The sequence below is a fragment of the Komagataeibacter ossonobensis genome, from assembly GCF_057359305.1.
This window is the reverse complement of the sequence record NZ_JBXAYQ010000031.1, coordinates 1-17468: the sequence shown is the minus strand read 5'-3', so window position 1 is coordinate 17468 and position 17468 is coordinate 1. Positions and strand designations below refer to the sequence as shown.

Here is a 17468-nt window from a genome sequence, read left to right as displayed (position 1 = left end):
AAGAAAACTCTCATTCTGGTCCGTTATGGCGATCTCCTGACAGCTTTACTCCGTCAATGGTTGAGCGCAAAACAGCATATGCGATAATCTGACCTGCCCCTCGCCCGTCCCATAACCGAAAGAGAAACGTCAATGATCTGTTTGCGTCCGCTCGTCATTGCCGCATTGCCGTTCCTTATTTCCGGGCATGCGCGTGCCCGCATGGTCGACAGGCCAGTTTCGTAGACGTTCGAGGGCGCGCGTTATGACTGCGTCCTAATCTACGACGACACGACTGCCGCGCGGCGGCCGGGTCTCCTGATGGTGCCCGCATGGTTCATGCGTCAACGAGAGCGTGATCCGCAAGGCCGAGGACATCGCAGGGCAACGCTACGTGATCCTGCTGACGGATATGTATGCCGCCGCGATCCGCCCGAAAGACGCCGCTGGCGCACGCGATGCCATATCCCCCTTCTGCTCGCTGACCGTTCCATGATGCGCCGTCGCGTGGCCTTTGCCCTGGCACAGTTCAGGTCGTTTGTATCGCAGGCACCAATCGACACGACCCATCTTGCGCCATCGGTTATTGCTTCGGCGGCGCGGCCGTGCTGGATCTCGCGCGGTCCGGTCCGGAGATCGCAGCCGTGGTCGCGTTCCACGGCAATCTCTCGACGGATAATCCCGCCCTGGCACATGCGATCCGGGCACGGGTTCTTGCCATGAACGGGGCGGATGATACCTCGACCAGCTCCCAGTTTGACGGCTTCCTGACCGAAATGTACGGCAGCCCTGCCCCGTGGCAGTTTCTCGCCATCGGCCATGCTGTCCATTGCTTCACCGAAAAGGAGGCCGTGGCCTCATCCGGCCTATGCCGGTACGATGCGCAGGCAGATGCCTGGTCAATGCATATGGCTCGACAAAAGTTTCTCCTCGCATTGACGATCCGGGATGAATGTCCCGCTTCGGTCCAGATTGCGTGGAAGAGCGAACCAGATCCGCACCATTTATCTACTGTTGGGAATATCTCGCCTTCATCAGAAAACGGCGGATATGATGTCCGTCTTAGTGAACATTATGGAATGCTGCGGGCCACTCTGGGTTCATACGCAGCATAATCCGTCACGCCGAAGGATCGATAGATTAGACTTCTATCAATCATAAAAATGCGATAGAATGATTGATAGAGCCTTGGGATATCAATCATGCTTTGGAATTGGCAGCTTCCGGACTGGCCACATTTTCACTTCGAGAAAAGCTGTCTGCGAGACGCCGAAACGGAGTTCCTGAAAGGTTCAGGCGTGGTCGTCGGTGCGATGCAGCATCTGGACAAAGACGCCAATCAGCATCTTGTCGTTCAACTCATGTCGCAAGAAACGGTCGAGAGCTCCGCTATTGAAGGCGAGGAGCTTGATCGGGCCAGTGTGCAATCGTCGATTGCGCGACACCTTGGCTTCGCCACAGACAGGCGACGTTCTACGCCAACTGAGGCTGGGGCCGCTGAATTGATGGCGGACCTCTATCGGCATTATGCGGCCCCTTTGACTGACCAGAGTCTCTTTGAGTGGCATGCCATGCTCATGAACGGTCGGCGAGATCTGGATGTCATTGGCAGATATCGGACGCATGCCGAGGCAATGCAGATTATCTCCGGCCCCATCCATGCGCCGCACATCCACTTCGAAGCCCCGCCATCTCGAAGCGTCCCTTCGGAGATGGCGCAGTTTATCGGCTGGTTTAACAGGACCGCCCCAAGCGGGATCGACCCCTTGCCCGCGATTGAGCGGGCTGCGATTGCGCATCTGTGGTTTGAGACCATTCATCCCTTTGAAGATGGAAATGGTCGCATCGGACGGGCTATTGCTGAAAAAGCATTGGCGCAAACCCTCGCAGCCCCAACGCTGACGGCGTTGGCCGCGACCATCAATACATACAAGAAAGCGTATTATCTCGAACTGCATCGGGCCAGCAAGACGAACCAGATAGAGAACTGGATGGTCTGGTTCTCTCAGGTCGTGTTGGAGGCGCAATCCCGCACGCTTCGGAACATCCGGTTTCTTATTGAGAAAACGCGGTTTCTGGATCGCTTACGCGGAAAACTGAACATTCGTCAGGAGAAGGCCCTGCTTCGAATGCTGGCAGAAGGGCCTGATGGTTTTCAAGGTGGCCTGAGTGCCCAGAATTATCGGTCGATTACAGGGGCGACGTCTGCCACGGCGACGCGTGATCTGGTTGATCTGGTGGCGCTTGATGCTCTTATTCGGACAGGAGAAAACCGGTATGCCCGGTATTCTCTTCGTCTCTGACAAACATGTAGTTTACTGTTCAGCCACGAAAAAACCTTCAAGGTCGCTGCTTATGGACGCGGATAATCTGACAGAGCTCCCGACCGCGCTGGATAGCATTTTCTGCCACGATTAACTGGACGGTGCCAAATAGGTGGTTGGTAAAATAGGATTTCTGTTCCCATTCATGAGGCATTTCGACAAAAATCCCAAAATGCGCTTGTTCCAGAGCCTTTCCACCCTACCTGCCTGTCTGCCCCTCCCCTGCTGCCCGCGTAGCGGTCGGCTCTGTCCTGCCGAACCGATCGCCCAGCCTAGGCCGGGCCAGCGGAAAAGAGGCAGGGGCGACCCCGGTCACCTTTTCTGCACCCAGGGGTCTTCGGACCGGGAAAGCCGGTCATGCTGAGCGACATCCGCATCCTCGGCTCCAGCAGGCGCGCGCAGGCCGCGCTGCACGCCCGCGTTGACCATTTGACACGACAGCGTCTGGCCGAGACACAGGACCCGGCGCGCTGGCGCGAAATCCTCTCGACCGCGCGGTTCACCCCGCCCCTGCCCCTGCTTCTGGCGGGCATCGAATTGCCGGACGGTAGCTATTCCCCGGATATCCCCCTCGCCCAGGGCGTGCCATATGCGTCGGCTGCCCAGCAGATGGCTCAGGACCATGTGGCCGATGTCCCATCGGGGTTCGAACTGGCTGTCGGACTGGAAATCGACGACGGTACGCCCAGCTTCCTGGCCTGGTTCCGGCCGCTCCAGCCCGTAGGAGCCTGTCCCGGGACGTCAGACGCATCGCCTCCTGCGCCCGTCGGCCAGCCGGCTGCTGCCGTCGCGCAATGGTTTTCCGTCGTCTCGACACAGCCTGTGCCCGAACATGATGGCCGCCTGGCCACGGCCCGTCAGGCGGCCGATGCCTATATGCACCGCAGCAAGGCCGAAAACACGCTGCGCACCTATCGCGCCGCCGTGCGGTCCTGGTGTCGCTGGGCTGCCGGTCATGCCCTGCCCGCCCTGCCGGCCCGCGGCGAGGATGTTGCCGCCTATCTGGCCGACATGGCGCTGCAGGGCCGCAGGACCAGCACCATAGACCTGCATCGGGCCGCCCTGCGCTACCTGCATCACCTGGCGCAGATTGCCGTACCCACCGCCCACCCGATGGTGACCGCAACGCTTGCCGGCATCCGGCGGGAGGCAAAGGAGACTCTGCCCCGCCAGAAAACCGCGCTCACCTGGGACAGGCTGGTCCGGGTCGTCGAAGCCATCAGTCCACATGATCTGGTCGGTGCGCGGGACCGGGCCATTCTCCTGATCGGTTTTGCTGGCGCGTTCCGGCGCTCCGAACTTGCCGCACTGAAGGTGGACGACATCACGGTGGATGAGGATGGCATGCAGATCCGGCTGGGCCGGTCCAAGGGTGATCCCCAGCGCAAGGGTACTCTGATCGGCATCCCGCGGGGCCTGACCCGGAACTGCCCGGTTCTGGCATACGAGACCTGGCTCCGGCAGGCCGGGATCACGGAAGGTCCGGTCTTCCGGCGCATCTGGTCCGCGCGGGGCCACAGGGCGGGAGTCACTCCCGTCGGAGCCCCGCCCAGGATCGGGCCGCACGCCCTGTCGGACCGGGCAGTCACGGACATCATCCGCAAACGCTGTGGCGACACCCACCTTGAGGGGGACTTTGGCGGACACAGCCTGCGCCGCGGCGCCATCACCACGGGGGCGAAAGACGGGTATGATCTCCTGGAACTGAAGCGCTTCTCGCGGCACAAAAGCCTTCAGGTCGTCGAGACCTATATCGACGCGGCCAGCATCAAGGCCCGGCACCCGGGAAGATCGAGATTCTGAGCCTGTCTTGACCCCTGCCGCCAGAGCGCTTCAACTCGCCCTCAACCGCAACACGTCAGGGCGGATCAAAGAGAGGAAACAGCGTCATGGGTTCCAGAATTCTTGTTGTCGGCGCAGGCGCCGTGGGTGGGTATTTTGGCGCCCGCATGGCCAGCGCCGGGCATGACGTGACCTTTCTGGTGCGCGAAAGGCGCCTGCAGCAGCTCCGTGCCGGGGGCCTGTGCCTGATCAGTTCCGTTGGCAACGTCACCATGACCCCCCGGATGGTGATGGCCGGTGGGATTGAGGGGCCCTACGACATCATCCTGCTCAGCGTAAAAGCCTATTCCCTGATGGCTGCAATGAACGATTTCGCGCCTGCGGTGGGACCGCAGACACGGATTGTCCCGCTTCTCAACGGCATGCAGCATCTTGATATTCTGGCAGACCGCTTTGGCCCTGCCGCGGTCATGGGAGGCACGTGCTTTATCGTCAGCATGCTTGATGCGCAGGGGCGCATTGTCCAGACGGGCTCCCTTCCCCGGCTTTCCGTCGGGGAGCGGGACGGTAGCAATACGCCAGCGGCGCGCAGTATTGCGGAAACCCTGTCGGGCCCCGGATTTAAAACCGTGTGTTCCACCCACATCCTGCAGGATATGTGGGACAAATGGGTGCTGCTCGCCGCCTTGGGCAGCATCTGCTGCCTGATGCGCGGAACCGTGGGGGATATCGCCAGCCAGCCAGCAGGTCAGGGCTTTGCGCAGGCGGTCATCCATGAATGTGCGTCAACGGCCGCCGCTGCCGGTTATCCCCTGCGGGATGCCGCGCTAAAGGGCACTGTCAGTCTCCTGACGAAAACGGACTCCACCCTGACGTCCTCCATGTTCCGGGATCTGCTGCAGGGCGCTCCTGTGGAGGCGCAACAGATTATTGGTGTCCTGGTCAGGCGGGCGCGCGTCCATCAGATCCCGACGCCTCTCCTCGATCTCACCGATCTGAATCTGCGCGTGTATGAACAACAAAGGCACGCATGAAGAGGCACAGTGCAGATACGACGTCCCAGCGGACATATCCACTTCACAAATCATGCCCGCCTTGCTCAAAGATAATTTCTCCCTGCATGAACAGCCGGAATGGAACGTCTGACTTGGGGGGGTAACAGAATGTCGGTTATCAAGCGACAAGGCTGGCAAAGCAGTCATTCATGGGAACATTTGTGAGCTTTTCGTCGTCACCGTAATGGCGAGAAAGTTTCCGGTAAGCAAAGGCAGGACTGGGCATGAATAATTTGCTCAGGCCCTCCTTTTGGCGGCCAAAGTCCGTCCACGTAATGTTGCTGACGCAGAATATTGCGTTGTTCAAAGCTGTCGAAGGCCCAGATATGGCAGATGCGTGACGCACCATCCAGCGCGAACATGTTGGTGATCAGGTGGCGGGTATAGGCTTGTGCAGGCTTCAGAGCACTCTGCCACGCTTTCAGGGTCGGTTCCAACCCTCCAGCTTTTAAACTGTAAGTTCGGATTTCATAGAGTCCACCACATTCACCAAACTCCGGGGGTTTAAGAAACGGAAAGCCTTCAAACGCCTCAGCTTCTATTAAAACGTCGTTCATCTTGATACCGAAGGGCGTTCTGGACTCCAGTGTTCTGTGCCGCGCCTTAAGCAAGGCATCCTGACAGGAAAAGGAACGCAGCAGGAGTAGCGTTCCAAGTTCACCGATCTCCGTTCGCCATACCCCTGTGAGGCTTCCCGCAACAGGATTCAGGGTATCCGAGAACCGTGCTTTCAGGAGACGGGAGAGGGCTGGCACTCCCAAAACATCCGTCCGAAAGCGAATCATTTCATAGATCATGAGTGTTCTTCGGATGGGAATAGAGATTGCAGTTCCACGGGCGGTTTGCCGGTCGATAGGTTGGACAGGCAACCGAACAGCGGATCCCACTCTTCAATTCGAAGATCACAGATCAAACCTTCCGGCGAGAACGGATCCCGAGCCACCATCGCTTCAATCTCCTGCCGATTGGCACCTTTCATGATCAGAAAACCTGACCGCAATGGGGTGCCTTTCAGCGGACCAGAAGCCAGAAGACTACCTTCCTGAATGAGGCGCTTGAGATACAGCACATGCGCCACGACATGCTGCCCCCACCCGTCGCCGTCCGGATGATCCATTCGCACAAGATAAATAGGCATTCTAAAGAGCTCCATCGGAGAAGATGCTTGCCGATCAATCAGCAGGCTCAACATATTCCTCTTTTTTAAGAGATAAATTGTCGATAGAAGATGTCAGTCACAACTGAGGATGATGAATGCTTGATCGTTTGACCAGTATGAAGGTTTTCATCAAGGTTGTGGAACTGGGGTCTTTTGCCGCGGCCGCTCAGCGTCTGACCTTATCGCCGCAGATGGTGGCCAAACATATAGAGGCTCTGGAGCGTCATCTTGGCACGCGCCTGCTCCATCGGACGACACGTCGTCAGAGCCTCACAGAAATAGGGAGTCTTTACTGCGAGCAATGTCATCTCGTCCTGAAGGCTGTCGAGCGTGCTGATAATCTTGCCGCCAACACGCTGGGCGAACCACGTGGTACACTTGCTGTCAGCGTACCAGTTACCTTCGGGCGGACCATGTTCCCCATGTTTCTACATAATTTTCGGAAGAAATTCCCGAAGGTACGATTACAAGTATCCCTTACGGATCAACTGGTTCATCCGACGCTGGATGGCCATGAAGCTGTCATTCGTATTGGCGAGCCAGATCCCGATCTTACGGTCGTCAGTCGCCCTCTGGCCTCATATTCCCTCACGGTCTGCGCAGCGCCTGCCTATCTCGAAAAATTTGGCGCTCCGGACAGTCCTGAGGAACTCGCCCGGCATCAGTGTCTTGTCTACGAAAACTCTGCAAATTCTGTACGAACAGCATGGCACTTTATACGAAAGACCTGCACACGATCTGTCATGGTTTCTGGCACTGTGACGTCCAACGACTGGGGCTTTCTATTGGCCCTCACCTTGTCAGGAGAGGGCATAGTATTGGGTTCTGAACAGGCCTTGAAGCCCGAACTTGATTCTGGCCGCCTTGTCCGCATTCTATCCCAGTGGAGAGTTCCTGGTCGCCCGATGCATCTGCTTTACAATGCCGGCCCTGCTATGACCCCAAAACTGCGGAGTTTCGTTATCGAAGTTCAAAACGCCTTTCCGCCATGACATCTGAGATATCCTACGATGCTCCGGCGCGTCGAAAGGTCCATGCTCTTCGACGGTACGCTCAAGCCCACACGGCAAGCTGCCAGCTGATTTCACAGTTTGAAAGATGCCCCTAACAGATTTCATCTCCACTCAAAGCCAGAAAATTCCGGATCCCAAAAGACAGACAATCTATTCATCGTAGTTTACTCACGAAATATCTGAGATGATCTGCAATAAAACTGGCTACAAAATAATAGCTGTGATCGTAATCAGGACGAAGATTCAGGATGAGTTCCTGCCCTGCATTCTGTGCGGCTTCCTGGAACAGTTCTGGCCTGAGCTGTTCTTTCAGAAACTGGTCCGCCAGACCCTGATCTATCAGAACAGGCAGTCTTTCCTTCGCTGTCCGCACAAGTTCAAGCGGGTCATAGGCTGCCCAACTGGCACGATCCGGCCCCAGATAAGCACTGAATGCTTTTTCACCCCATGGTACCTGCGTTGGTGCCACAATGGGTGAAAAGGCTGACACAGAACGATAGCGGCCAGGATTACGCAGCGCGATCATGATGGCGCCAAATCCACCCATCGAATGTCCCGCAATGCCTCGCTGCTGCGTAACCGGAAAGCTCGCCTCAATCAGCGCAGGAAGTTCCGTGACGACGTAATCATACATCCGATAATGCACAGCCCACGGCTCCTGCGTCGCATTGAGGTAAAATCCGGCACCCTGTCCAAGATCGTACGCATCGTCATCAGCCACACCCACGCCCCGTGGACTGGTATCCGACGCGACAATGGCGACGCCCAGTTCTGCGGCCACGCGTTGCGCGCCAGCCTTGCCAATGAAATTCTGCTCCGTACATGTCAGACCGGAGAGCCAGTAAAGAACGGGAACCTTTTCAGTTTTTGCCTGCGGCGGCAGGTAGATCGCGAAGTTTGCTTCCACACCCAACGACACGGACTTGTGTCGCCAGACTTCCTGCACGCCCCCAAAAGAGGCGTGTGTTTCCTTGCGTTCCATGGCTCTCACTGCCTTTTGCGCATGTCAGTTACCGTCCGTGAAGGTATAAGTGCAGATCTTGTTCCCTGCCGGATCCCGGAGATAGGCAGCGTAAGCGCCCGGTAAGTGGCTTCGCGGACCGGGTGCGCCTTCATCGGCTCCCCCATTGGCAAGACCTGCGGCATGAAAAGCCTCCACTTCGGCGGGTGTCGCTGCTGCAAAACCGATGGTGACACCGTTGCTTGAGGGCGCTTCACCGTTGCCTGGACGTGCAATGATGAAGGCTGGCTTTTCGCGGCCATACAGAATCCACCCATGCCCGAACGGCCCCAGGTTTTTTATGCCCAGAGCCGCAAGCGCGGCGTCATAGAATTTCGCGGATACCGCAGTATCCACTGCCCCAAGAAAAACATGAGAGAAAACACCGTCACCGGAAATAACTGCCATGATCGTTCTCCTGTAATTTCCAACCATTGGAAATGATGTTGCGCGGTGAGACGCAGACCTTAGAAATGAATGACGGAACGGATGGATTTTCCTTCATGCATCAGATCGAAGGCCGTATTGATGTCTTCGAGCGGCATGGTGTGGGTTACGAAAGGCGCAAGTTCGATATCGCCACGCATGGCATCTTCGACCATGCCGGGAAGCTGGCTGCGTCCCTTGACCCCACCGAAAGCCGAGCCGCGCCACGAACGCCCCGTCACAAGCTGGAAGGGACGGGTCGAAATTTCCTGACCGGCCCCTGCCACCCCGATGACGATCGACTGCCCCCACCCACGATGCGCGGCTTCTAACGCCGCGCGCATGACGTTGACGTTTCCGATACATTCAAATGTATGATCAATACCCCAGCCGGTCATTTCCACAAGAACCTGCTGAATCGGTTTGTCATAATCCTTGGGGTTGAGGAATTCCGTGGCGCCGAATGCTTTGGCAAGTTCAAACTTTTCCGGGTTGGTATCAATAGCGAAAATCCGGCCAGCCTTTGCCTGTCGCGCTCCCTGAATGACCGCGAGACCGATCCCGCCCAGACCGAAGACGGCAACCGTATCTCCCGGCTGCACCTTGGCCGTGTTGTGTACCGCACCAATCCCTGTGGTGACGCCACATCCCAACAGACAGACATGCTCTGGATTGGATGCGGGATTGATTTTTGCCAGAGAAACCTCGGCGACAACCGTGTATTCGCTGAACGTCGAACACCCCATGTAATGATGGATCGGCTGACCTTTGTAGGAGAAGCGTGTCGTGCCATCCGGCATCACGCCTTTACCCTGTGTGGCGCGCACTGAAATGCAGAGATTGGTTTTTCCCGACTTACAGAACAGACATTCACCGCATTCCGCCGTGTAAAGCGGAATGACATGGTCGCCGGGGGCAACGCTGGTGACCCCTTCTCCGACCTCGATGACAATTCCCGCGCCTTCGTGACCCAAAACGGCTGGGAACAGTCCCTCGGGATCATCCCCTGACAGGGTAAACGCATCAGTGTGGCACACACCCGTATGCGTGATCTGCACGAGCACCTCACCAGCACGAGGAGGCGCTACATCGATCTCGACAATCTCAAGGGGCTTACCCGCCTCGAAAGCAACTGCGGCCCGTGATTTCATGATTTTTTCTCCAAATAACCTATCAGCCAGCATCGAGGGCATTACCGGAGATAGGATCGAACGAGTGACACCACATTCTCGATCGAACCACTGGCAGCATCACGATCACCGGCACACTCAACAAATTCTTCCCGCAGGTGGCTTTCGAGAACACCGGCCATTAATCCGTTGATCGCTCCCCGGATAGCCGCCACCTGTTGCAGCACCGGACCGCAATCAGTTCCCTTCTCCAAAGCCTGTTCCAGCGCATCAAGTTGCCCGCGAATACGGCGCACGCGGGTCAGAACGCGCTTTTTCTCAGCCGGTGTGTGCGGCACGAACGCTTACTCCCGAATATACTACCCTTGAGTATCCTTTTCATACTATGGGGCAGTATGTAAGGGATATAAGGAACGTGCTTGTCATATGATCCGATCACAATTCCGTATTGCTGAAATTTTCACCATAACGTCCATGGGTTGCCTGTCTGTGTCTTGGGATCATTCAATAGGTGCAATCAGTGAGATCCAGACAATCTCTGCAACGAGGCTTTGAAGCGCTGATGTCCGCTATTTGGCAAACAACCTTGTGGTCCAAACGACCGAGATGAGGCGAAAGCGGACTATTTCCTGAGCCTGATGATTCCGAGTTCGTGCCACATCCACCCAAAATCGTAGGCAGCCATGCCACCGCCACTCCCTTGGGCGCGGACCGTAGTGTTTTCGATATCCTTCAACCAGATGGTCACCTTTTTACGTCCTGAAGCTGTCTGGACGGCCTGGCGCGGCGTCATATCCCCCAGGGCCGGGACTGGCTCATCAAGCACCTGCCGATAGTGCTGCTCCAGCATCTGCCCGATAATCCGGGCTTCCTCCTCGGGCGGGATCTGCAGTTCTGGCGAGACCTCCCGTCCATGCGTCCCCCGCTCTTCCATCGCCTGCGCCGGCGTCATGATCTGCATGAGCGGAGCGCGCACGAGATCTCCCAGACCGACCTGCAGCATGGCACGACCACGTTCGGCACGCTCTTTCGAGTTCACCTGCAGCCGCAACTGCCGCCCCTTCAGATCCAGCGTGCCCAGCACGATCGCACCATCATCCATCTCCGTGCGCAGGAACCGCCCGTTTTCATCCCGTCCAGCCTTGCGCACGGGATCGCTCATCGGCTCTTTCAGCCAGTTCCAGAATGACCGGCTCTCTGCCCGCAGGGCTGCCATCCCGTCAAGCACATCCGCCACCATCTTCTGCGTCACGCCCTTTGCCAGCGGGAAACACACTTCGTGGAAGACCAGATCCTCTCCGTCCCCATTGAACAAAGCTGGCCCCTCCATCTGCCGGGCCATGTCCTCCAGCGTCCGGAACAGCCAGGTCAGCGTGAACATCGGCGCAAGCTCACGCAGGGTCTGCGTATCGACTTTCGGAAACTCCGCCTTGCCCCGTCTTTTCCGCAGAGCCCTGTAAAGGTTCGCAGCCAGATCCTCACAGGCACCCCGCGAATAGGCGAGCAGTCCGCCTGCCAGAATGGTCTTCCCATCGGACGGCACGAGACGTGCTGCAATCCGGTCCCACTGCTCCAGTGTCCGGGTTGCCGTGCCTTCATGCACCAGAACCGGATCACTACCCCGCAGCAGGTCTCGCGCCATCAGGCTCTGGCCGGGTCTGATGTCCGAGACTTCATACAGGCTCATGACCGAAGCCTTGAGGGCACGCATGTAGGCGCTGTTACGCGGCCCTTCCTTCCAGCTCCGACGCTTGAGGTAAACGTCGACGAAGTTCCGGCCGTCATCCCAGTCCTGCCCGAGAAAATCCTCGAAGGCGCAGCCCCACAGCGTCATGGCAACGTCGGGGCCGATCATCTCCGCCAGATCCTCGAAGGAGATGTCGCCCGCTTCCAGCGCCGGACCAATGTGATCGCCAAGCACTTCGCCAAAACACTCCTGCCAGTCCTCCTGGCCGAGATATCGGATCAGTCCCGTGAGTTCGTCTGCGGCCATGACTGCTCCTGCGTCTCCTGAACCTGACTCGGTGAGGCCGGAACGATATCCCGAAACAGGCATCAGGGCACCCTGCCCCACATTCACACACATGTGACCTTCGACAAAATTGCGCCGGATTACCTTTTCATCTGTTTCCCATGTGTTTCCTGCAGGGAATTTCAGACAACAAAAAACCCGCCGTGTGCGAGCGGGTTTATCGTGTCAAATCAAGGATTCATATCTGGTTTCAGGGGGCCTGCAACCAAAGAAAATTGCAGTTTGTCAGCGGGTTCGTAGAGAGGCTCTACTGCATGACATAGTCGATTGATAAACAATCGTTTTTATCAATATTCTGTCTCGCCGCAGCCTTTCCCGGTCAGACCGTGTCAGTCAACCAGTCCTCGGTTCGAAGACCTTCCACCCGCTGAAATTCCCGCAGATTGCCGGTCACCACAATCAGCCCCCTGCTCCGGGCATGCCCGGCAATCATGAGATCATACGGATCTATGATACGGCCATTCCGTTCAAGAGCAGCCCGAATGTCCGCTGTATGGGCGGCCGCTTCACTGTCGAATGGCAGGACCGCCAGCCTTGCCGCGAAGTGCTCGACCTCACGCCTTGTGTGCACGGGATCAGACGAGCGTTCCGCGCCATAAAGCAGCTCATACAGCACCACGTCCGAGATGCAGAGTTCCTCCGCACAGCTGTTGAACCTCGGACGCAGCCCCTGCGGTCGATCCCGCAACACCCGGATACAGAGGTTCGTATCCAGCAGGTAACGCAGCATTCAGAGCGCCTCGCGTTCCTGCATGGCTGGCTGGTTCCGCTCCCCCAGATCCACCCCGGGAGCCGCAAAGAAATCATCCCACGCCACATCGACCGGAGCGATGATCCGCCGTGGACCTTCGGACACGATGACCACCTCACGCACCTGTTCCCCGAAGGCGACCATCTTCGGCAGACGCACCGCCTGCGAGCGATTGGATAGAAAGAGTGTTGTGCGGGTCAGCATCGGAGATCCCTCCTCATGGATATGTATCGTGTATATCCAATTTGGACAAAAATGTCCCGTATTTTTGGAACTCTCTGCACCGCATACATACAATCCGGACAGGTGATTGGGAATATATGTGATATCGGAACACCAGTCTTGGTTAGGCCGATTGATGACCAGATCCCGCAGCAGATATGGATATTTCCGATGCTCCGGATGGGGCATGGTCGTACGCGGCTTCTGGTAAATCGCCCGCAGGCCCATGATCGCCATGAGCCGCCGGACCCGCTTGCGGCCCACTTCATGTTCCAGGCGGCGCAGATGCCATGTCATCTGCCGTAAGCCATAATAGGGCGTTTCCAGGAACTGGGCGTCGATCAGCCGCATCACCTCTGTGTATGATTGGCGTGACGAGTGTTTTCCCAGTTCCAGGGAAGGAACTCGTGCAGGCATGAGACCGGCTGGTCGTTGATCCGGGCGAGAACGTCGGCGAGACAGGCCTGGGGATCGACGTCGTTGAGCTTTGCAGTGACGATGCGGGAATACATGTCGGCCGCGCGCGGGCCGCCCCGATCGGAACCGGCGAACAACCAGGCTTTCCTGCCCAGAGCGATGCCGACTACAGAGCATAGTTGCCTTACTCCGCCAGGTTCGATGTTGCCAGCTTTCTTCACCAGCCAGAAGATCAGCCTGCATGCAGGCCCGGTGCCATGCAATGCGGAGGCAAGGAAAGCTGATCCTTCATGTCGCCACGGGTGATGGAGACTCCACGTCCCCCCTGCGACGGGGAATGCGGTTCCATGCATCAAGGGCCGCGATCTTGTATGCTTCCGCCAATGTCGGGTAATTGAAGGTCGCATCGATAAAGTAGTCGAACGTTCCCCCGAAATTAAGCACGGCCTGACCGATATGGATTAGTTCCGTGGCACTTTCACCGACTATATGCACCCCGAGCAGCCTGTGGGTTTCAAGGGAAATCACCAGTTTCAGCATCCCCGAATGCATGCCTGCGATATGCCCGCGTGATGTCTCGCGAAAGCGTGCGATCCCGCATTCATACGGTATGGATTTTTCCTTTGCCTGTTCTTCCGTCATGCCGACCGTTGAGATTTCAGGCACGGAATATATCCCATAAGGAAAGAATTCAGGGGCTGGCGGCACGGTCTGGCCAAAAGCATGGCACGCTGCGATACGCCCCTGTTCCAGCGATGTGGAAGCAAGGGACGGAAAACCGATGACATCCCCCGTGGCATAGATATGCGCGACACCTGTCTGGAACGTCTTCGGGTCTACTTGCAACCTGCCGCGACTGTCGGCCCGCAGACCGCATGCATCAAGCCCGAGTTGATCCGTAGCCCCGGAACGTCCGCCGGTATAAAGCAGGATATCAGAACGGATCTGCCCGCCATCGGCCAGGAGGGCCACGGGTTGTCCATCCGCGACCGTGATTGAATCCAGCCGGCTGCCCAGCCTGAAGCGCATTCCGCGATCGCATAACTGATGCATGAAGTCGACAATGATGCCCCGGTCCACAAAACCCAGAATACTGTCACGTGCCTCGACAACGCTCACCTGCACATCCAGCGCACTGAATATTGTCGCGTATTCAATACCGATCACCCCCCCGCCAATTACCGTCAGGGAACGTGGCAGGCGCGCAAGGCTGGTCATTTCATCGCTGTCCAGCACGACCGTCCCGTCAAAGGGCACATTGGCCGGACGGTGCGGGCGGGTACCGACGGCAATAATGATCCTGTCACCCGACACGGTCCGCGCAACCCTGTTGTCCATGGTGATCGTAATATGGTGCGGATCCACGAACCGTGCCGTGCCATGCACAACCGCTATGCCGTTGCGGGCGAACTGGTGGTCCAGCATATCGACTTCATAATCCAGGGTCTTGCGCAGGCGACTGTTCAGGTCGGCTATGGTTATATCCTTGCGGGCACGATAAGCCCGGCCATAGAAAGCCTGCTCCCGCCAGCCTGTCAGGTTGAGGACCGTCTCCCGCAGGGTTTTGGACGGAATGGTGCCGGTATGCACGCAGACCCCGCCAACCCGGGTATTTTTTTCGATAATCAGCACGGATCGACCCAGTTTCGCCGCCTGAACCCCAGCCCGCCTGCCTGACGGGCCGCTGCCGATCACGACCAGATCATAATCATATGTCTCGGTCATGCCCCATCCCCCAAACCGGACTGTTCCGGCCCATGTCGTGCCTGTATGGCTAACGCACGGATCATATGCGGGATTTCGCCGGCCATGATGGCTGCGGACCAGAACTCGACCTTTCCCCTGCTGGAAGTGGCCCGGATCGATTTCGTCAGGCGTGGGAAGAGCATGACAGAAGCGATGTCTTTAACGTGCATGCAATTCATGGCAGCGGGGCAGGCCTGTATCCAGTTTGCCTGTCAATATCCCGGTCTTTATCGGCTGATGTTCAGTTCCGATGTCGGCAAGACGATAGCCCCAGTTACATGATGCGGCCATGAATACCTTCGGAAGTCTTCCGGGTCTTCTGGAAAGAGGACAACGTGACGGAAGCTTCCGACCGGTTGCCAGCAGCGCCCTGACGGCAGCAAACCAGGCATCGTGAAACCTTGAGAATGTGGCCTTACCGGTGATAATCTCGCTGCACGATCCAGAGTAATCCAGCCTTATGAAAGCCATCGAATGTTTGATACAGGGAAGTTTGTATCAGTTGGCGATACAAATTTGTTCGTCTCTGAAGCCGGGAACCCGAAAGGAATAGTAATTATATTGCTTCATGGCGGCTTGCAGAGCCGGCTGGATTTCATTCCGCTCGCAAAGTACTTGGCAGAAGATTATAGGCTGATTGCTATTGATACGCGCGGGCATGGTCGATCTGGTATCGGGACGGCCCCCCTGACATATCGACAGCTTCAGGATGATTTTACCGCGGTTCTTAACGCGATGGGGCTGCAACAATCCGGTATAATCGGACATAGTGACGGTGGCATTGTCGCCCTTCGTCTGGCTGCATCTCATGCCGTACAACCAGAGTTCGTCATAGCGGTCGGCGCGCACTGGGTGTTGCCGGAAAATGATCCGGTCCGGCAGATTTATCAGAAGATCAATCTTGAAAAATGGCGTGGGATGTTCGGGAATCAAATATCGGTCTACAACGCGGAAAATCCCGAACCGGATTTCGAAAAGTTATTCAAGGCGGCGACGCATATGTGGCTCGGCTGCGACGAAGATGCCTATCCCGGCGCGTCTGTAAAAAACATCCGGTGTCCTCTGCTCGTCGTGCATGGTGACGACGATATGCTGGTGTCGCGGCAACAGGCGTTTGAGCTTGCTGAGCAGGTTAAAGGTGCCAGATTGCTTAACCTACCCTTCGCGAAACATACGTTACTTGAAGACATGCCTGAACGTGTTTTTCCCTTTTTACAGGATTTCATGAATCGCGTTACTGCCTGAAGGCCATGCAGTTTCATGTCCCGTCAGAGAAATCCCTTTCTGATTCCCCAATGTCTGGCATGAGGCGACTATCGCCTGTCCATTTGTTCCATCAAACGAAACATTCGTGTGTTCCAAAGGACGAAAAAGCCAAACGGAAGAGAGGTTATCGAAATATAGCCTGTGTGGTAGGGTTCTGCTTCAGGAAACAGGGATTTTTCTCAAATATGAAATTGCGGCAACTTGGCAAGAGCGGCCCTCAGGTATCCGAAATCGGTCTTGGGTGCATGAGCATGTCCGGCATGTATGGTCCGGCTGATCGGAAAGAAAGCATCGCTACCATCCATGCCGCGCTGGACGCCAGGATCACGCTTCTCGACACCGGCGATTTCTATGGCATGGGCCATAACGAGATGCTGATCGGTGAGGCGATCAGGGATATTCCTCGCGACAGATTCCTCGTCAGCGTCAAATTTGGTGCGATGCGCGACCCGGGTGGCAACTGGGGTTCCTACGACGCACGGCCTGCCGCCATGAAGAACTTCCTGGCCTATACCCTGCAACGGCTCGGGCTTGATCATATCGACATCTACCGCCCTGCACGGCTGGACCCGGCAGTGCCTGTTGAAGAGACTATTGGCGCCATTGCCGAGATGGTTCAGGCTGGTTATGTCCGGCATATCGGGCTTTCGGAAGTTGGCCCGGAGACCATCCGGCGCGCGGCGTCCGTCCATCCGATCAGCGATCTTCAGATTGAATATTCGCTGATTTCACGTGGCATCGAGGACAAAATTCTTCCTATCTGTCGTGAACTCGGCATCGGCATAACAGCCTATGGCGTGCTCGCGCGTGGTCTGATCAGCGGGCACTGGCAAGGAGCAAAGGGTCCAGGGGACTTTCGGGTTCATAGTCCCCGCTTTCAGGAAGGCAATGTCGAGCGCAATCTGGCTCTCGTGGAGACATTGCGCGAAATGGCAGCCACCAAGGGCGCAAGCGTGGCCCAGCTGGCAATTGCCTGGGTGGCGGCACAGGGTGACGATATTGTACCACTTGTAGGAGCCCGCCGGCGCGATCGGCTCTCCGAGGCGCTGGGGGCGCTTGATCTTACGCTGACGCCCGGTGATCTGGCTGCTATCGAGAAGGCTATTCCCAAAGGGGCCGCAGCCGGGGAACGCTACGATCCGAAACAGATGGCAGTACTCGACAGC

Annotated in this window: 17 protein-coding genes and 4 pseudogenes; 9 read left to right on the top strand and 12 right to left on the bottom strand. The window is 57.1% G+C overall.

The window, feature by feature from the left end; all coding sequences use genetic code 11:
• Positions 1-334 precede the first annotated feature (334 nt).
• The 5 genes from AC1RQ9_RS14355 to AC1RQ9_RS14335 all read left to right on the top strand — a co-directional run bounded on the left by AC1RQ9_RS14355 (position 335) and on the right by AC1RQ9_RS14335 (position 5119).
• Complete coding sequence (locus AC1RQ9_RS14355; RefSeq protein ID WP_199858430.1) at positions 335-475, top strand: hypothetical protein; 141 nt, start codon at positions 335-337, stop codon at positions 473-475.
• A gap of 109 nt (positions 476-584) precedes the next feature.
• Positions 585-1094, top strand: coding sequence for a dienelactone hydrolase family protein (locus AC1RQ9_RS14350; protein WP_278534033.1), 510 nt, complete (start codon positions 585-587; stop codon positions 1092-1094).
• Between the two features lie 87 nt (positions 1095-1181).
• Complete coding sequence (locus AC1RQ9_RS14345; RefSeq protein ID WP_130732964.1) at positions 1182-2282, top strand: Fic family protein; 1101 nt, start codon at positions 1182-1184, stop codon at positions 2280-2282.
• A 378-nt stretch (positions 2283-2660) separates the two neighbouring features.
• Positions 2661-4106 carry a tyrosine-type recombinase/integrase gene (locus tag AC1RQ9_RS14340; protein ID WP_159264364.1) on the top strand — a complete coding sequence of 482 codons (1446 nt, stop codon included), beginning with the start codon at positions 2661-2663 and terminating at the stop codon, positions 4104-4106.
• Between the two features lie 86 nt (positions 4107-4192).
• On the top strand, positions 4193-5119 hold the full coding sequence (locus AC1RQ9_RS14335) for a ketopantoate reductase family protein (RefSeq protein ID WP_159264363.1): 927 nt from the start codon (positions 4193-4195) through the stop codon (positions 5117-5119).
• A 197-nt stretch (positions 5120-5316) separates the two neighbouring features.
• On the opposite strand, the gene AC1RQ9_RS14330 is transcribed toward AC1RQ9_RS14335, so the two are convergent.
• Positions 5317-5937 (bottom strand): NIPSNAP family protein, encoded by a 621-nt coding sequence (locus AC1RQ9_RS14330; protein WP_039733240.1) that lies wholly within the window; start codon positions 5935-5937, stop codon positions 5317-5319.
• Positions 5934-6293 carry a YciI family protein gene (locus AC1RQ9_RS14325; protein WP_039733242.1) on the bottom strand — a complete coding sequence of 120 codons (360 nt, stop codon included), beginning with the start codon at positions 6291-6293 and terminating at the stop codon, positions 5934-5936. Before AC1RQ9_RS14325 ends, AC1RQ9_RS14330 begins: the two co-directional genes overlap by 4 nt.
• Before the next feature lie 101 nt (positions 6294-6394).
• Between AC1RQ9_RS14325 and AC1RQ9_RS14320 the strand changes: the two genes are divergently transcribed.
• Positions 6395-7291, top strand: coding sequence for a LysR family transcriptional regulator (locus tag AC1RQ9_RS14320; protein ID WP_082084838.1), 897 nt, complete (start codon positions 6395-6397; stop codon positions 7289-7291).
• A gap of 175 nt (positions 7292-7466) precedes the next feature.
• On the opposite strand, the gene fghA is transcribed toward AC1RQ9_RS14320, so the two are convergent.
• From fghA to sthA, 10 genes and pseudogenes are all read right to left on the bottom strand, one after another.
• Positions 7467-8294 (bottom strand): S-formylglutathione hydrolase, encoded by an 828-nt coding sequence (gene fghA, locus AC1RQ9_RS14315; RefSeq protein ID WP_087609083.1) that lies wholly within the window; start codon positions 8292-8294, stop codon positions 7467-7469.
• 24 nt (positions 8295-8318) lie between these two features.
• The gene (locus AC1RQ9_RS14310; protein WP_039733238.1) at positions 8319-8720 is read right to left on the bottom strand and encodes a VOC family protein; all 402 of its coding nucleotides are present in this window, start codon (positions 8718-8720) and stop codon (positions 8319-8321) included.
• A gap of 59 nt (positions 8721-8779) precedes the next feature.
• Complete coding sequence (locus tag AC1RQ9_RS14305) at positions 8780-9889, bottom strand: S-(hydroxymethyl)glutathione dehydrogenase/class III alcohol dehydrogenase (RefSeq protein WP_039733241.1); 1110 nt, start codon at positions 9887-9889, stop codon at positions 8780-8782.
• 41 nt (positions 9890-9930) lie between these two features.
• Positions 9931-10206, bottom strand: coding sequence for a formaldehyde-responsive transcriptional repressor FrmR (gene frmR, locus AC1RQ9_RS14300; RefSeq protein WP_025829448.1), 276 nt, complete (start codon positions 10204-10206; stop codon positions 9931-9933).
• Between the two features lie 284 nt (positions 10207-10490).
• Entirely contained in the window at positions 10491-11861 is a 1371-nt protein-coding gene (locus AC1RQ9_RS14295; protein ID WP_130732834.1) for a DUF7986 domain-containing protein, read from the bottom strand.
• Positions 11862-12219: 358 nt separating this feature from the next.
• Entirely contained in the window at positions 12220-12630 is a 411-nt protein-coding gene (gene vapC / locus AC1RQ9_RS14290) for a type II toxin-antitoxin system tRNA(fMet)-specific endonuclease VapC (protein WP_061276389.1), read from the bottom strand.
• A pseudogene (vapB, locus tag AC1RQ9_RS14285) lies at positions 12631-12831 on the bottom strand (type II toxin-antitoxin system VapB family antitoxin); the annotation flags it as partial.
• 108 nt (positions 12832-12939) lie between these two features.
• A pseudogene (locus AC1RQ9_RS14280) lies at positions 12940-13230 on the bottom strand (IS3 family transposase); the annotation flags it as partial.
• Positions 13224-13454: pseudogene (locus AC1RQ9_RS14275) on the bottom strand (transposase domain-containing protein); the annotation flags it as partial. The pseudogenes AC1RQ9_RS14280 and AC1RQ9_RS14275, both read right to left, overlap by 7 nt.
• Before the next feature lie 124 nt (positions 13455-13578).
• Complete coding sequence (gene sthA, locus AC1RQ9_RS14270; RefSeq protein WP_061276393.1) at positions 13579-15015, bottom strand: Si-specific NAD(P)(+) transhydrogenase; 1437 nt, start codon at positions 15013-15015, stop codon at positions 13579-13581.
• A gap of 45 nt (positions 15016-15060) precedes the next feature.
• Here sthA and AC1RQ9_RS14265 point away from each other — a divergent pair.
• From AC1RQ9_RS14265 to AC1RQ9_RS14255, 3 genes and pseudogenes are all read left to right on the top strand, one after another.
• Positions 15061-15427, top strand: a pseudogene (locus tag AC1RQ9_RS14265) (TetR-like C-terminal domain-containing protein); the annotation flags it as partial.
• An 83-nt stretch (positions 15428-15510) separates the two neighbouring features.
• Positions 15511-16281 carry an alpha/beta fold hydrolase gene (locus AC1RQ9_RS14260; RefSeq protein ID WP_034929695.1) on the top strand — a complete coding sequence of 257 codons (771 nt, stop codon included), beginning with the start codon at positions 15511-15513 and terminating at the stop codon, positions 16279-16281.
• A gap of 206 nt (positions 16282-16487) precedes the next feature.
• Positions 16488-17468: aldo/keto reductase (locus AC1RQ9_RS14255; protein WP_485987480.1), on the top strand; the 981-nt coding region annotated here is incomplete at its 3' end.

Coding starts and splice junctions, on each gene's coding strand:
- sthA (WP_061276393.1), bottom strand. CDS start 15,015: ATGACCGAGACATATGATTATGATCTGGTCGTGATCGGCAGCGGCCCG.
- AC1RQ9_RS14305 (WP_039733241.1), bottom strand. CDS start 9,889: ATGAAATCACGGGCCGCAGTTGCTTTCGAGGCGGGTAAGCCCCTTGAG.
- AC1RQ9_RS14330 (WP_039733240.1), bottom strand. CDS start 5,937: ATGATCTATGAAATGATTCGCTTTCGGACGGATGTTTTGGGAGTGCCA.
- AC1RQ9_RS14310 (WP_039733238.1), bottom strand. CDS start 8,720: ATGGCAGTTATTTCCGGTGACGGTGTTTTCTCTCATGTTTTTCTTGGG.
- AC1RQ9_RS14260 (WP_034929695.1), top strand. CDS start 15,511: ATGTTTGATACAGGGAAGTTTGTATCAGTTGGCGATACAAATTTGTTC.
- AC1RQ9_RS14325 (WP_039733242.1), bottom strand. CDS start 6,293: ATGGAGCTCTTTAGAATGCCTATTTATCTTGTGCGAATGGATCATCCG.
- AC1RQ9_RS14335 (WP_159264363.1), top strand. CDS start 4,193: ATGGGTTCCAGAATTCTTGTTGTCGGCGCAGGCGCCGTGGGTGGGTAT.
- vapC (WP_061276389.1), bottom strand. CDS start 12,630: ATGCTGCGTTACCTGCTGGATACGAACCTCTGTATCCGGGTGTTGCGG.
- AC1RQ9_RS14345 (WP_130732964.1), top strand. CDS start 1,182: ATGCTTTGGAATTGGCAGCTTCCGGACTGGCCACATTTTCACTTCGAG.
- AC1RQ9_RS14320 (WP_082084838.1), top strand. CDS start 6,395: ATGCTTGATCGTTTGACCAGTATGAAGGTTTTCATCAAGGTTGTGGAA.
- AC1RQ9_RS14295 (WP_130732834.1), bottom strand. CDS start 11,861: ATGGCCGCAGACGAACTCACGGGACTGATCCGATATCTCGGCCAGGAG.
- AC1RQ9_RS14340 (WP_159264364.1), top strand. CDS start 2,661: ATGCTGAGCGACATCCGCATCCTCGGCTCCAGCAGGCGCGCGCAGGCC.
- fghA (WP_087609083.1), bottom strand. CDS start 8,294: ATGGAACGCAAGGAAACACACGCCTCTTTTGGGGGCGTGCAGGAAGTC.